This is a genomic window from Aquimarina latercula DSM 2041 (genome assembly GCF_000430645.1).
In the GTDB taxonomy this organism is placed as follows: domain Bacteria; phylum Bacteroidota; class Bacteroidia; order Flavobacteriales; family Flavobacteriaceae; genus Aquimarina; species Aquimarina latercula.
The window spans coordinates 542154-559559 of sequence record NZ_KE387185.1 but is presented as its reverse complement, the minus strand read 5'-3'; the positions used below and the strand labels follow the sequence as shown (position 1 = coordinate 559559).

The 17406-nt window shown below is 36.1% G+C and carries 6 protein-coding genes; 5 read left to right on the top strand and 1 reads right to left on the bottom strand.

Annotated elements, in window-relative coordinates; translation table 11 throughout:
• The first annotated feature begins 55 nt into the window (after nt 1–55).
• The 5 genes from H526_RS0120360 (at nt 56) to H526_RS0120340 (ending at nt 16890) form a co-directional block, all read left to right on the top strand.
• Nucleotides 56–1552, top strand: a complete 1497-nt coding sequence (locus tag H526_RS0120360; protein WP_081415663.1) for a T9SS type A sorting domain-containing protein — start codon at nt 56–58, stop codon at nt 1550–1552.
• Nucleotides 1553–1646: 94 nt separating this feature from the next.
• On the top strand, nt 1647–6428 hold the full coding sequence (locus tag H526_RS0120355) for a hypothetical protein (RefSeq protein WP_027394710.1): 4782 nt from the start codon (nt 1647–1649) through the stop codon (nt 6426–6428).
• A gap of 106 nt (nt 6429–6534) precedes the next feature.
• Complete coding sequence (locus tag H526_RS29720; RefSeq protein ID WP_051336255.1) at nt 6535–8598, top strand: fibronectin type III domain-containing protein; 2064 nt, start codon at nt 6535–6537, stop codon at nt 8596–8598.
• Between the two features lie 5 nt (nt 8599–8603).
• On the top strand, nt 8604–16358 hold the full coding sequence (locus tag H526_RS0120345) for a T9SS type A sorting domain-containing protein (RefSeq protein ID WP_081415662.1): 7755 nt from the start codon (nt 8604–8606) through the stop codon (nt 16356–16358).
• A 91-nt stretch (nt 16359–16449) separates the two neighbouring features.
• Nucleotides 16450–16890 carry a hypothetical protein gene (locus H526_RS0120340; RefSeq protein WP_027394708.1) on the top strand — a complete coding sequence of 147 codons (441 nt, stop codon included), beginning with the start codon at nt 16450–16452 and terminating at the stop codon, nt 16888–16890.
• Here H526_RS0120340 and H526_RS0120335 read toward each other — a convergent pair.
• Nucleotides 16887–17309 (bottom strand): secondary thiamine-phosphate synthase enzyme YjbQ, encoded by a 423-nt coding sequence (locus H526_RS0120335; protein ID WP_027394707.1) that lies wholly within the window; start codon nt 17307–17309, stop codon nt 16887–16889. The two genes, H526_RS0120340 and H526_RS0120335, sit on opposite strands and share 4 nt — an antisense overlap.
• Nucleotides 17310–17406 lie beyond the last annotated feature (97 nt).

Genomic DNA, 17406 nt, shown 5'->3' with positions numbered 1-17406 from the left:
GAAAATATGCCTAGCAAGCATGGAAAAAAATTGGAAAAACAGAAAATGAATTAATATGATGAAACAACAAATATTTCTTTGCATATCATTTCTTATGTTATTCTCGGGAATAAAAGCCCAATGGAATCAGATTGGTCAAGATATTTTTGGAGAAACTAAAGGGAATCAGTTTGGTAATTCAATCAGCCTAAACTATGAAGGAAATATAATTGCCATTGGAAGTAGTCGTCACCAAGAGAATAAGGGGCAGGTAAAAATTTACGAAAAAATCAATGATACCTGGGTGCAAATTGGACATGATATTTATGGAGATAGGATAGCAGATGAACTTGGTAAATCAATAAGTTTAAATGCTGAGGGTAATATAATTGCTATTGGTAGTCCCGCAGCTGCAACTTTTGGGAGCGGAAATGGTAAAGTAAAAATATTTAAGAACACTAACGGAGAATGGATGCAAATAGGAGATGACATAAGAGGAATTAGCAAAGACCAATTTGGATCATCTGTAAGTTTAAGTGCGGATGGAAAAACAGTAGCTATTGGTTCAGTATATAACAATAGTACTACTTTTCGTTCTGCCGGTGATGTTAAAGTCTATGAATACTTAGATCAAAACTGGGTGCAAATTGGAGAAGACATAGATACCGATTATGGAAATTTAGATTCGCAATTGCCAACACAAGGCCCATCGGTTAGTTTAAGCGCAAATGGTAAAATCCTTGCAATTGGGGCTAGTAGTGCCGTTATCAGTGGAATATTTAAAAATGGAAAAGTCAAAATTTATGAGAATATAAATAATAGTTGGACACAAATAGGAGAAGATTTAATTGGAGAAGGTCAAAATGGATTTGGGGCTTCAGTAGATCTAAATGACGACGGATCAATTCTTGCAATAGGCGAACCTTACCACAGTACTGACGACTACCTAAGTGCAGGACAGATAAAAATTTTTAAGAATACCAATAATACTTGGAATCAAATTGGAGATGATATCCAAGGAAAAAGTTACAAAAACAGTATTGGAATGACAGTGAGTCTAAATTCTAATGGAAATATAATTGCCGTAGGTACCAGAAAAGGAGATCGTGATTTTGCAGGCCAGGTTAGAGTTTATAGATATGAAAATGATCAATGGAATCAAACTGGAGAAGATTTTAATGGAGAAAATTTACGAGATTTATTAGGCTCTTCAATAAGTCTAAACGGTACAGGAAATATACTAGCAATAGGAATTCCTAAATGGGTAGTATCTGGAGAATTTAGTTCGATCAAAATTTTCCAACATAATGATATAACCCTTGATGTTTCCGAGTTTTTAATCGAAAAAAGTGTTATCAGTCCAAATCCAACAACCGGTATTTTAAACATCTCTTTGGAGAATCTTGATCTAATAAATATTGATTTATATTCCTTGGACGGCAAATTATTGGCGAAATATATTCCTAACACTTCTAATAATAAGGTTGATATTTCTGATATTTCTGAAGGTATTTACCTCTTAAAATTAAATACAAATAAAGGTAGTTTCTTTAAACGAATATTAAAAAACTAATAACTGAAAATGTTTATAAACAAGAGCATAATCTACTACTAGTTCAAAGATCATCATTGTTGATTAAAATAAGAAAAGATATAAAACCCAAAATATGAAGCAATATTACCTACTATTGTTATTACTACTCTTCGTAGTTGCTGCCCAGGCAAGTACGGAAGACGGTGAGGATAAAAAAACTACTTCAAAAGAAGTGGCTGCGCCTTTGCCAGCCATGATGATGAGTCGCTCTTTTGCAGATTTGGATATCAAAATCGAAAAAGATATACAAACGCTCGTAAAAAGTTCTGAAGGACAAGATTTTTGGCAGAACGAGTTATACGAACGTTTCGAAAGTGATACCATCGCAAATAATCTTCGCGGCAAAGCAGAAGCTGTGATCGATGAGCTTATCGAAGGTGATAAGTTTTTGGAATCGCTAAAAGAATACTTAACTGGTCAGCAACCTGTAACCTTACCCATCGGAATCAAGAAAAAAGTAGGTAATTCTGATTTCATCATGGGCGTAAGCCAGATTAAAATTGGGAAAGATTATTCTGAGCTAGAAGTATTTGTACGACTCATGTTACCACAAGTAGATGACACAGGAAAAAGACGTCAATTGTTTTTTGGAGCTAGTGGTGTAAAACTTTCGCACAAAGGTGGATTGTTTGGCGATGCAGATTTGGTATTATTGGGTGATGTAGGTATCCCATTCCAAGGAAAAGAGGTTATGATGATCCTCAAAGGTGGATTTGATCTCAAAACAGGAGATTTAGACAAAAAAACATACGTTACCATAGATTGCGATGGTTTCAAAGAATTAGGATTAGCCGTAGATGTAGAATTTTCCAGAAATAAATTATTACCAGTTAATGCCAATAACAAGGTAGATAATACTCCAATTCCTGGTACCAATAGACTAAAAAAGGTGACCACTAGCTTTGAGTTGGTGGCAAGCGATTGGAATGATATTTTGGTAGAGATTAATATGCCTAGATTCCAGGTGCCTTCTCTAAAAAATACCATTTTCGAACTGAATACTGCCATTTTTGATTTTAGTGATCTTAGAAATTCTTCTGGTATACAATGGCCCAAAGATTATAAGGAAACGTATCTGATTGCGGGAGAAGAAGATTTATGGCGTGGCGTATATGTACAATCGGTAACCGTAGTATTACCAGAACAGTTCCAAAGAAAAGGTAGTAATGAACGGATAAGTTTTGGAGCAGAAAAACTACTGATTGATAACAATGGAGTATCTGGAAATTTTGAAGCTGAAAACATACTACCTATCAATCAAGGAAACGCAGACGGATGGCAAATTTCTGTAGACCGATTACAGCTTAATTTTGTGGCTGGTAGTTTATCGGGTGCAGGCTTTGGTGGTGCTTTGGTATTACCCGTAACTACAGAAACTGTTTCGGGCACGCAAACAGAAAAGTATATCGATGATGATGGTAAGGAACAAAGTAGATTAAGCAATATTGATTACAAATCTGGCGCTACTGTATTGGTATACAATGCAGTAATTGACCCATTAAACGAAGAATATATTCTTAATGCAAGTCCAGAAGAAAGTATCGCCTTCAATGTATTTAAAGCCAAAGCCACGCTTACGAATAATAGTTTTGTAGAACTAAAGCTTACCGAAGGCAAATTTAGACCCAAAGCCGTATTACACGGTAACATGGCTATCAAAGGATCTAATATTGGTTCATCATCCACGTCAGCAACAGCAGATTTTCAAGGGATTACTTTTAGGAATTTTCAATTACAAACCATAAGCCCAATTATATCAATTGGTCATGCTGGTTATACCGGAGAAGTCAAATTCGGTAATTTCCCAGTAACTATTTCAGAAATAGGAATACGAGCCGAAGATAATATCGCTGCCCTAGATTTTACGATTGCAATTAATTTAATGGGATCTGGTGATGGAGGATTTAGTGGTAACGCAAGTCTATCCATAGAGGGTGATCTAAAACAAGGAGAAGGCTTCGAAAAATGGAAATTTAAACGCATCAAACTACGACGTGTAGAGATCAATGCCGATATGGGCTTTAAGATCGAAGGATTTGTAGAGTTTAGAGACGATGATCCAATTTATGGAAATGGATTTTTTGGAAGCGTAAAAGCTACATTTAGCGGAGGAATTGCAGTAACTATTAGTGCCACCTTTGGTAAAACAGATTTTAGATATTGGTACGTAGATGGACTGGTCGAAGGATTAACCATTCTTATACCTCCAGTATTTACAATAACAGGATTTGGTGGCGGAGCTTCCTATCGCATGAAAAAAAATGGGTTTAGTTCGAATATGGGAATAGGTAAATCTGGAGTCAACTATGTTCCTGACAGAGATTCGGGACTTACCGTAAAAGCCATGATGTTATTCTCCATAGCAAAAGGAGACAGTCTAGTTAATGGAGGGTTTGGTTTTGAAGTTGCGTTTAACAGCCGAGGAGGTATCAATAGAGTGAGTCTGTATGGAGAAGCGCATATGTTACAGATTCCAGGTTTCGACGATGCCGGCGATGAAATCACAGAAAACTTTGGAGGTATTATCGAAAATGAAGAACAAATACCCGATGCCACAGAAAATCAATTAAAAGAAACGGATCTGATGGAAGCTTCTAAAGCTATTTATCCTGCAGTAATGACCGGACAAAAAGGATTGAATGCCTATATGGCGATTGAAATGGATTTTCAATCAAAAACCTTCCACGGAACTTTTGAGTTATATATCGACATCTTAGGAGGGGTCTTTAAAGGTATCGGACCTGGTGGTCGTGCCGCATGGGCAGTGATCCATTTCGGTCCTGGAGAATGGTACATTCATATCGGTACTCCTTCAGATCCAATAGGAATTAAGATGGGTATAGGTAGTGTAGCCTTAACATCCAGAAGTTATTTTATGATGGGCGATTATATGCCACCATCACCTCCTCCACCCGCTCAAGTGGCAGAAATCCTTGGACTAGATGCAGAAGTATTAGATTATATGCGTGATGAAAATGCATTAGAAGCAGGAAGAGGTATAGCCTTTGGAGCCAGCTTAGATTTTGATACTGGTAACATGCAATTCTTAATGTTTTATGCAAGATTTAACGCTGGATTTGGTTTTGATATCATGGTAAAAGATTATGGAGATACTATGTGCAAAGGCAGTGGTCAGATAGGAATGAATGGATGGTATGCCAACGGACAAAGTTATGTGTACCTACAGGGATCTATGGGTATTAGTTTCAAACTCTTCGGAAAAAGAAAGAAAATTCCAATTATCGAAGCTGGAGCAGCAACATTAATGCAAGCTAAACTTCCTAATCCGGTTTGGTTTAGAGGATATATTGGCGGATATTATAACCTATTAGGTGGTTTGGTAAAAGGACGTTTTAGATTCGAGTTACAATTTGGAGAAGAATGTGAAGTCATTAGTGGTGGATCTCCCCTAGCTGACATCAAAATTATCGGAGGCATCTCTCCAAGAGATAAAACAAACGAAGTAGATGTATTTGCAGTGCCACAAGTAGCCTTTAATATGCAAATTGCAAGTGAAATTCCTGTAGAAGATGATGACTTTAATGTAAATTATTATCGCTTTAAACTCGATGATTTTTGGATCAAAGATGATACTGGAAAGATTATTTCTGGTGATGCAAAACTTAATAACACCAATGATCTGTTAAGTTTTACTTCTGATGAAATCTTACCACCAGAAACACCCATGAGCCTTCATGTTTCGGTTACTTTCGAACAAAAAGTAAACAAAGAATGGGTACCTGCTACGTATAATGGAGAAGTACTGAAAGAAGAAGAAACGATTTCTTTTGTAACAGGTACTGCACCAGACTACATTCCGCTAGAGAATATTGTATACAGCTATCCAGTGATTGGACAACAATATTTCTTCCCTAAAGAATACAATAAGGCCTATATCAAGTTAAAAAGAGGGCAGTCCTATCTGTTTAGTTTAGATGAAGGATGGTCACAACGTGCTTATTTTTCGGATGAATATGATATGGCAGTAGAAAGTTCTGTTTCCTATAATGCTGGCGAAAAAATGGTGAATATTCCAATGCCACAAATAGAAAACTCCAAAACGCTAATGATAAAACTACTCACGCTTCCTCCAGGTGCTGCATCAAGTAATACTACTGAGAATTATACCACTACAGGAGATGGTGAAAATACGTTAGAAGTCAGAAATGTAAGTATCGAAGGACTTGCTACAAATCCTGATACGATTGAAATGTTATCGTACGAATTTACCACAAGTGCACACGATACCTTTAGAGAAAAAGTAGAAAATAAAAACCTTACTTCTTCTTTACGAGAAATTATTTATGCCGATGTGCATAAACTAAAAGCCGTGGTGGCAGATGGAGAAGCTTTTGACCTTACAGAATTAGTAGGTAGTACATATTCTGAGAACAAACCTTTAATTCAGGTAGAAGCTAAACTAGATGATTCTTATTATCAAAATGAGATCTATCCTTTAATCTATAAAAATTATCCGATTAAACCTCAATTTACTGTGGATAGAGATATCAATCAATTAGGATTACCTCCTAAAAAAGGAATGGATCAATTGACATGGTATCAAACCTATTTAGAAAATGAGGTAAATAGTGGTTATCTGCGAGAACGATTACCACATACCTATAATTTGCCAATCTATTATAAAGCAGACTTTATAGATATCCAGTATAAAGTGGTGAATGCTTATCTAGGAAATCCATCATCATATCAAAACGAAATAGAACAATATCATTACATCATAAATGGCATATTCCCATATATAAAACCAGGAAACTACAATAGTACTTACAGATATGTATTACCTGGTGGAATTAATGGGACCTCAGCCAATTTTACATATGTAAACCCAAACTAGCCCTTCGAAAGGCTACGAGTAATAAAAAAGATAAAAAACTAGAAACAAAATGTCAGACTGAGCCTGTCGAAGTCCAGATCAAGACAAAAAGTTGAAAAACATAAAAATGAATCAAAAATTAATCATAACAATACTTTTACTTCTGATTACACCAAAACTATCTTTTGCACAATCAACAGAGGTGATTCCAGAAGTAAGAGTTATTGCAAGAGCACAAGAAGATCGAATCCTATTGCGATGGACCCTAAACACTCCTGTTTCATGGCGAAAAGCAAACAGATATGGATATACCTTAGAACGCTATACCATTTCTAGAGATAGAAAAACCTTAACCGATCCCGAAAAGTTGATCATTGGTCAGAACTTTATTCCTGCACCAATGATGGAATGGGAAACTATTGCCGAAACTAGTGATAACGGTGCTATTATGGCACAAGCCTTATATGGAGAAAGTTTTGTGGTAGAAGGTGGTGGAGGTTTTGCTTCTATTATTAATAAAGCCGAAGAGCAGCAACAACGTTTTGCTTTTGGATTATATGCAGCAGATCAGGATTTTGAGATTGCGAAAAAAGCAGGATTAGGATATGTAGATACCGCTATAAAACCCAATGAAAAATATTTATATAAAGTAATTGCTAATATTCCCGAAACAGAACTAGCCACTAAAGAAGGTGGTGTGTATACTGGAATCATTGACTATGAGCCACTCCCAGAACCGGTGGATTTTGTAGGGATTTTTCAGGATGGGGCTACTTTATTAAGTTGGGACTCTAAATTGCTAAAAAATACCTATAACAGTTACATCATCGAAAGATCTGAAGATGGTAGTACCTTCAAAAAACTAGGAGATTTACCTTATGCTGCCATCAACAGAGACGAAAAAGAAACTGCCCGTACAGTGTACATAGACTCCATAGCTAATAACACCAATTATCAATATAGAATTAAAGGAGTTTCTTCTTTTGGAGAAATAGGTCCTGCCTCTATCATAGTAGAAGGTGAAGGAAAGGAAATATTAAAATTTGTACCGCATTTAAAAACAAAACATATCAAATCTGAAGATGAAGTGGAACTCACCTGGAAATTCCCAGAGGAAGGGAATGATGCCATAACCGGATTTACCTTAAAAAGATCAGATACAGATCGCGGAGCTTATAAACCAGTTGTTACGAATATTCCACCTACTGCTCGAAAAATAAGTTATGACAAACTAAGAGCTTCTAATTATTTTAAAATTACGGCAATTGGGAAAAATAATGATCAACGAGATTCTTTTTCGATGCTAGTACAACCCATTGATTCCATTCCTCCAGAAAAACCTATTGGGCTTAAAGGAGTTGTAGACAGTACTGGTATCGTTTCTTTAGAATGGACTGCAAACAAGGAAGAAGATTTGTTAGGATACAGAATCTATCGTGGAAATCTTAAAAACGAAGAATACTCACAGGTAACTAAATCTCCACATAGTTCTAATACGTATATAGATACGGTAAAAGTTGAAAGCTTGAACAGCAAAGTATATTATCAAATTATGGCTGTGGACAAGCGGTATAATATGTCTGAATTTTCTGAAGTACTAGAATTGGTAAAACCTGATGTAATTCCACCAACATCCCCAGTATTTACCTCTTACAAAATTGTTAATGGTAAAGTGAACCTAGAATGGGCTAATAGCTCTAGTGAAGATGTAGAAGCACACTATATCTACAGAAAAGCAAAGGACGAAAGCAATTGGCAGTTTATACACAGTACTAATAAAAACAAAACAACTACTTTTGCAGACAAACAAGTAGAAGAAGGGAACTATTATAGTTACACCATTTTAGCGAGAGATATCAGTGGCTTAGAATCTCAACCATCGCCTCCAGTTTCTGTATTAATTCCAAAAACTACATTAAAACCGGCAGTAAAAGGGTTTTATGGAAATGTCAACACATATGACAAAACCATTTTACTAAGTTGGCGATATAAAGAAGAAGAGGTCTCGAGTTTTGAATTATTCAGAGCTGTGAATGAGCAACCATCTTCGTTGTATCGAGTGCTTCCTGCTGGAACAAAAAGGTTTAGCGACACAGGCTTAACCATTAACTCTTCATACAAATACATTATCAGGGCTGTTTTTTATGATGGTACGTACTCTAAGTATAGTACAATAACCGTAGAATATTAATTGTTATGAGGAAATTAGTACTAAGTATATTTTTGGGATTATTCTTTTTATCCTCTTATGGTCAAGATCAAACTATAGTCTATATGAGTTTTGACGCTATAGTAGACATATCGATTCGAAGAGATAATGCCGGTGACAGGGAAGTTGACAAAACAATTTCCAATAGAGCAGCTTATAAGTTCCCTAGTGAAACGGATTATACTTCAATTACAGGATCACTAAGAACAGATATAAACAATTCATTAAATTTAATTGATCTACAATTTCACGAAGAGTTAACACGAAATGCCACTTCTACTAATGGAGGTCCAACTACAGATCAATGCTGGTTTGCGAATAATGGTTGTTTTGAACCTTATAATATTGTAAATACAAACGTAAGTCTTTATGGAACCACAGAATATGGTGACGCAACTGGGTCTACAATAAATTCAAATGGAGGAAGAACCTATGGTAAGGTATGGCTATTACCCTTTGTAGAAGTTCCAACTGCTGACAATACCAGATCTTTTGAAAGTTTATTTTTTGAAGTTCCTGGTCAAAATATTCAAGATGGTTATTGGGAATATTCTATTGCTGGTGCTCCATTTCAGGAATTAACGAATACTACCTATCGAAGTAGATTTCCACTAGACATATCGGTAGAAGACTTTGATGCTATTATACCAGAGACTATTTCATTGGGAAATACGGTAGTTTTACGATTTAAATTATTTGGTTCTGGTTCAGGAAGATATACGGATGTTGCATTTCCTACCTTTGATCCACCTCCAACAGTCTCTACTAGTAGTAGAACTATTATCCTTGATACATATATTTTTAGTATATCGACAATACAATCTCCTGAAATTCTTGGTATTTCAACAGATGAAACTGATTGCTCAGATGGTCTTGGTGGTGGATCGTTTACCTTGGAATTAGACAGAACAATAGATGCAGGAGAAAAACTTGATTTTAATTTATTTAGTATCAATCCTTCGCGACCTCAAGTAAACAGAGATGTATTTCCTAGCGATATTCAAGAGGTTAGTGGTCGATTCTTCTATACTTGGAACGATTTAGAAGCTGGTCAATATAGAGTCCAATACCAATTGAACCCCGTAGGAACACTAGAACCACCAGCAGATCAACCTTTAATTTTTAATATAGGAACACCGACTCCTGTTACGTACAGTGTTTCTTCTAGCAATATTTCATGTGTATCGGGTCAAGGAACTAGTAATAATGGAGCTATTCTTATCAGTGGTGTATCAGGCGGAGCAGGATCTTACGAATATAGCATATCTGGAGGTGCTTGGACATCTTTCTCTGGTAATAATATAACTATTTCCAGAACTAATGGAACCTATACCGTTCGAGTAAGGGATGGTAATGAATGTATTGGAGCTGCTGGAGGAAATAATCAACCATCGGTTACTATTAACCCTGCCACAGCCATAACTATAAGAAGTACTCCTTCTCCTGTTACAAACGTAACCGTTTTTGGAGGTAATAACGGAAGTATTTCTCCTAATGTTTCAGGAGGAACCACTCCACCGCTTACCTATAGCTGGACAGGACCCAATGGATTTTCATCTAATCAACAAAGCATATCAGGTAGACCTGCAGGTATATATACGCTTACCGTTACGGATAACCCAGAAGGTTGTAGTACTTCTAGAAGTTTTACCATAACTCAACCCCCATTATTTCAATTCACAACCGAAAGTTCAAGTAATGTAACCTGTGGTGATAATGACTCTTCTAATGATAATGGAACAATTACCGTAAGAGCAATCGGTGGGCTAACAAACTACCGCTATGAATTGTTCTTAAGAAATGCATCTAATCAATATATCTCTCAAGGAGCTCCTCAAACATTAGGTGATGGAGTTAATTTTCAAAGATCCAATTTATCTACGGGCATGTACAGAGTAACTGCAACGGATAATAATGGAACTGGCATCACCATCAGTACAGATCTTGAAATTACGGTACCTCCTGTTTTCTCATTTAGTACTAATAAAACAGATGTAGTTTGCCGAGGAGACTCAACAGGAAGTATCAATCTTACCATTTCCGGTGGAAATACAGGGGGCTATTCCCGATTAAGATGGACTTCGGATTCTGGAACGGTATATAACCAAGAAGATCTAAGTAATATTCCTGCTGGACTATATACATTGGAGTTAGTAGACGCTTTAGGATGTACTCCTGTAAATCCAGTTGTAGAATATTCTGTAGAGATCATTGAACCACCAACGGCTGTTACCGTAAGTATTCCAGTAGGAGGAGTACAAAATCCAAGTGCAAACGGTGCTGCAGATGGTAGTATTAATATAGAAGTAAACGGTGGCAGTAATGGGACATATACTTATTTGTGGTCCAAAAACGGTGACCCAGGATTTAGTAGAACCACCCAAGATATTACTGGTTTGTCCGATGGAGTATACAATGTAATGGTTACGGAAAATGTAACAGGTTGTAGTGATCAGATCTTAGCTATTTCAATTGAGGAACCAGAGCCACTAATAGCCTCTATTACAGAAGAAATAGAAATTTTGTGCTCTTCTGGTTCTAATTCTACTGGAGCTTTACGAGCGGGTGCAACAGGTGGAGTTCCAAACCCAATTACTGGGTATAGTTATAACTGGTTTAGAAGAAATGCGTCCAACCTATTTGTTTCAATTGGTCAATTTAATGAAGTGGCTACCAATTTATCAGCAGGTTTTTATCAAGTAGAAGTTACCGATAACAACAGTATTTCGAACCGTTCAGCTACATTTAATTTAGAAGGTAAACCAGAAATTATTATAAATAACATTGGCGTAACTGATGTTAATTGTTTTGGTGGTAATGATGGAATATTAAGCATAAATGCAACAGGTGGAACTGGTGCTTTAGAATACTCTATCGATAATGGTGTTTCATACGAAACGAATAACACCAATACATTTACTTTTACAGGCTTAGCTGCAAATACGTACCAAATCATCGTAAAAGATGCTAATAATTGTGAATCTTCTGTATTTACCGAAACGGTAGCCGGACCTACCAATCCGATCAGCATTCCTGGAACAGAAACTCCTGTGACCATTTTTGGTCAAAATACAGGAGCCATTACCATCAATCCAACAGGTGGAAATAATGGATATACCTATAGCTGGACAGGCCCGAATGGATTTTCGAGTTCCGATAAGGATCTTTCTAATTTATTTGCCGGAACCTACACAGTTACCGTACAAGATAATCGTTTTGGCAGCACTTCTGATAACAGTGGTTGCGAAGCAATCCGAGCATTTATCGTTACAGAACCTGATGAATTACTAGTAACGATTGCTTATGAAACACTAAATACCAATCTAAAATGTAATGGTGATGATAATGCGCGTCTATTCGCGGCGGTATCAGGCGGAGACACTCCATATACCTATAATTGGTTTAAAGAGACTTTTGTAGGATCAGGGATTTTTGATCCATTATCAGATACTTCAGCATTATTAATAGGAGTAGATGAAGGAAATTACCGAGTAGAGATAGGCGATCCTAATGGAGCAATGACTTTTGATGAATTTTATGTAGATGAACCGAATCCCTTAGCAATAAGTGTTGCAGAAACCGAGATAAAGTGTTTTGGTGATGCAACAGGTGCCATCGATATTACCGTTTCTGGTGGTACCACTCCTTATAGATACCTCTGGTCTAATGGAGAAACTACAGAAGATATTTCAGGACTTCTTACAGGCGATTATTCAGTTGTTGTAACTGATGCTAATAATTGCGTACTTTCTTCTTCTACCATTAATTTACCTCAGCCTGCAGCACCCTTAGGAATTACAAATGAAACTGTGTCAGAACTTTCTGGTTTTCAAACAGGTAATGGAAGTATCGACATTACGGTTTCTGGTGGTACCAGTCCTTATAGATATGAATGGCGTGTACAAGGAAATACTACTGTCATAGGAAATACTAGTCGTATCGAGAATCTAGCTTCAGAAACCTATGAAGTTACCATCATGGATGATAATGATTGTATACTAATCAAAGATTATTTTGTAGACGAACCAGATCTTTTAGAAATTACCAATATACAATTGGATAATCCTTTGCAATGTTTTGGAGATACTTCTGTATCACTAATAGTCACAGTAGCTGGAGGTGTGACCCCTTATAATTATAGATGGTACAATACACTAGATCCTACCAATGATCTATCCATTACTAATACGATTGCCAATTTAGGAGAAGGAACCTATATTGTTGAAATCGTAGATGCAAATGGAAATCGAACTTCAGAAACCACTATAATAGTCAACCCTCCATTATTAGAAGCATCCTATACTTCTGAAGATGTTTCTTGTAATGGTGGAAATGATGCTAGTATTGATGTAACGGTTACTGGTGGTACTGGAGCGTATAGCTTTTTCTGGAGTAATGGAGCTAATACCGAAGATATTTCAGGACTTAGCATAGGTACTTATGATCTTACCATTAGAGATGCCAATCTTTGTGAAACTACTCTTAGCGTTACTATCACAGAACCTCCAGTGGGATTAAATATTACTGATTTTACTATTATCGATGCCTCTGGGAATGGACTCAGCAATGGAAGTATTGAAGTTGTAGCAAATGGCGGAACTCCTGCTTATACCTATAACTGGACGGATACCACGAATACCCCTATTGGAACTAATAGTAATATACTAAACAATGTAGCAGCTGGAAGCTATTTCCTAACCCTTACAGATGCTAATAACTGTATGCTTGGTCCCATAGAATATGTTGTAGGAGAACCTGATCCACTTTTGGTAACAACAGATGAAACTGCTATTCCTTGTTTTGGTGAAAATGGAGAATTATTTGCTATCGTAACAGGTGGAATCACTCCTTATTCCTATCAGTGGTTTGATAGCGCTGATAATCTCATCAGTACAGCTAGCAATACAGGGTCAATCCCTACAGGTCAATACAGAGTGATCGTTACGGATGCAAATTTAAACCAAACAGAAGTACCAAATATAAACTTAACGCAACCTGATGTATTAGAAATAACAAATATTGCAGTAACCGATGTTAGTTGTTATAATGGTAGTGACGGAAGTATTGAAATTACAGTCTCTGGTGGTACAGGAAACTATACCTATCAATGGAATACATTAGGCTCCGCTACCAATACACTCTCTAACATAAATGCTGGAGATTATACGGTAACTGTTATTGATGAAAACAATTGTTCTGCGAGTAGTGGAGTTATTACAATAACACAACCAGTAGTATATGATATCACAAATGTGGCTATTATACGTCCTTCAGCAACAGGAACCACAGATGGAAGTATTGCCATCTCTATTACTGGAGGTGTAGCTCCATATACCTATCAATGGACAGACAATACAAATGCTGTTATATTATTAGAATCTAATGTAACTAACACTTCAAGTACCTTAGTTAACCAAGCAGAAGGAACTTACAATATTCTAGTTACTGATGCCGATGGGTGTACCATTAATGATACTTATAACTTAGCAAATCCTGGTGAATTAATAGTATCCATTAATCAAACGCAGCAAATCAGTTGCTTTGGAGGAAGCGATGGAATCCTGGAAGTAATCACTACCGGAGGTGTGGGTGGAAATAACTATCAATGGTTTGATGCAACTACCAATACACAGATAGGAAACACAAATATACTTAGCGGTATTTCTGTAGGATCTTACTATATCATTGTAAGCAATGCAGAAGGAATCTCTGAACAAAGTGCTGTATTTAACGTAACACAACCAGCAGCTGTAACCGGAAATCTTGTTGGAGATAATCCAGATTGCTTTGGTGGAACTGATGGAAGTATTACCATCACTGCATCTGGAGGAAACAACAGCTATTCTTATAGATATCGATTAATAAATGGTGTGTATAGCGATTGGATTTCTTTTGATAATGGAACAACCACTCAAATTAGAAATCTCGTTGATGGAACTTACCAAGTACAATTACAGGATGGAAACGGTTGTTTTTATGAAAATAATGGTAGCATAGGAACGTTATCAATAGTTATCAATCAACCAGATGAACTTTTAATAAGCAATGTAGTACCAAATAATCCTACTGGTTTTGGGCTAACTAATGGAAGCATAACGACTACAATTATTGGAGGAACACCTCCTTACATATTCGAATGGTCAGACACTAATGGTGTGCTTACTGAGACAAGTAGTACAATTACTAATATAGGAACAGGAACATACACCATAACGATCACTGACTCATTAGGATGTCAAACTTCTGAAACTTATATATTAACGCAACCAGATGAGTTATTAGTAACTGTAGAAATTGTAAATATTGTTTTATGTAAAGGAGATAACGGAGCAAGTCTAAGAGCTGTTCCTACTGGAGGAATTGGCCCCTACAGTTATCAATGGTTTGAAAACGGCAATTCTAATATATTAGGTACAGACCAACTATTATCTGATATTCCAGCAGGATCGTATTATGTAATTATTACTGATTCGCAATCCAATATGGTTCAAAGTGGCGACGTACTAGTTTCTGAACCTGACGAGTTAACACTTAGCTTATCTGCTGATTTTATTTTGTGTGGAGATGGATTTGATTGGACGATAGAAAGCACTGTCACTGGAGGAACTGCACCTTACACCTATTTTTGGACAAATGTAAATCAGAATACTCCAAACATAACAGATGTACTACCAGGAACATATATACTTATCGTAAGAGATAGCCAAGGATGTAGCACTCAGGAAAATATTACATTAGTTCCTCCTGAAATGCTAAACACTACATTTACTAGTACCAATCCAACTTGTTTTGAAGGTAATGATGGAACCATTGATATAACTCCTAATGGTGGAACTCCTCCATACTCCTATTTTTGGGATAACGGATCCAACACCGAAGACCTAACAGGACTCTCAGCTGGATTATATTCCGTAGAGATTTTCGATAGTAAAGGATGTTCTATCATTCAAGATTTTGAACTTATTGATCCAGAAGAATTAATTATTGATCTAGGGCCTGACAAAACATTATGTCTAGGACAATCTTATACGATAGATGCTGTTATTTTGGATTCTGGAGCAACATATTCCTGGACAGGAGACAATGGATTTACAGCTAATTCATCAGAAGTAACACTATCTGAAAGTGGAATGTATACGGTTTCTGTTACTACCTCACTCGGATGCGTTAGTACAGATACTATAGAAATTATTGCTTTAGAAGATGAGATATCTGCTGAATTCTTAGTCTCTACAGACTTATTTGTGAATGAAAGCTTTATTATTGTAGATGTTAGTAATCCTATTCCAGATACTTTAGAATGGATACTTCCTGAAACTGCAGAACAAATTGATATCACAGATCAGTATGCAGAAATCATGTTTCCCGAAGAAGGCGAATATATCATCACTTTAAAAACAATTATAGGAGATTGCGAAACATTCTTCTCTAAAAGAATTACTGTAAGAGAATCAGTATTTGATCAGGAAGAAGAAAATCAAAGTGGATTACAACAATATATGATGTATCCAAACCCTACAAGAGGAAACTTTACAATCGAATTATCTTTTGACAAAGAGATTCCTATAGACGTTAAATTATTTAGCATAGCAAATAACAGTTTGATTTATCAATATAGCGATGAACAACAAACAGAATATACCATTCCCTTTAATCTGGAAGGAACCATTCCAACTGGGTTATATTTTATTCTATTAGAAACTCCAGAAAAAAGTTATGTTCGCAAAATCGTAGTAGAATAATTCCCATTAAGCTATTGTAAAAACCTCGCTCAAATTGAGCGAGGTTTTTTTGTACATTATGTTTACCTTTGGATAAACTAAACACATCATTATGTACGAAGCTATACAAATCGTTCACTCTTATTGGGCATACCTAGTTGTTCTTGTTGTTACCCTTGCTACCTTCAACGCTTTAATTGGTTTTTTTACTAAAAGAGAATATGCTCCAAAAGATTTTAGAATATCTCTTTTTGGATTAATAGTTACGCATCTTCAGTTATTAATAGGAATTATAATCTTTTTTGTATCTCCAAGTATCATGTGGTTTACAGAGGGAGTTTCTGTAAGCGATATCATGGGAGATCCTTTACTAAGATTGTACAATGTAGAACACCCTATGATGATGATAGCTATGGTTGTTTTTATTACTATTGGATATTCTAAGCATAAAAAGAAATTGACCTCTACTCCAAAACTTAAAATGTTGGCAATTTTTTATACAATTGCATGGTTATTAATGTTATCTAGAATTCCTTGGGCAAACTGGTTCTAAGAACCAAATAAGGTTAGCACTAATTTTCTAGAACCTCCATAGTTTCTATGTTCACATAAATAGATCCCTTGCCAGGTTCCCAAATTAAGTTTACCTCCAGTAATTGGCACTTGTACAGAAACTCCCATTAATGAAGCCTTAATATGGGCAGGCATATCATCAGGACCCTCATAGGTATGGATATAGTATGGTTGGTTTTCTGGCACCATTTGATTCATATGACTTTCAAAATCCTGACGAACTGTAGGATCAGCATTTTCATTAATGGTTAAACTCGCTGAAGTATGTTTGATAAAAACCTGTAACTGACCAATAGTTATTTCACTAATCTCAGGAATTTTAGAAATCACTTCATCTGTAATCAAATGAAAACCTCTAGAATAAGGCTGTAATTTTATTTCTTTTTGAAAGAATTTCATAACAAGAAGATTAAAGAACCAATTTAATACAAATTTTACAAGAAGAGTTCACATTGTTACTGTAAACTCTAATACCTTTGCTATCTTAACTTTTATC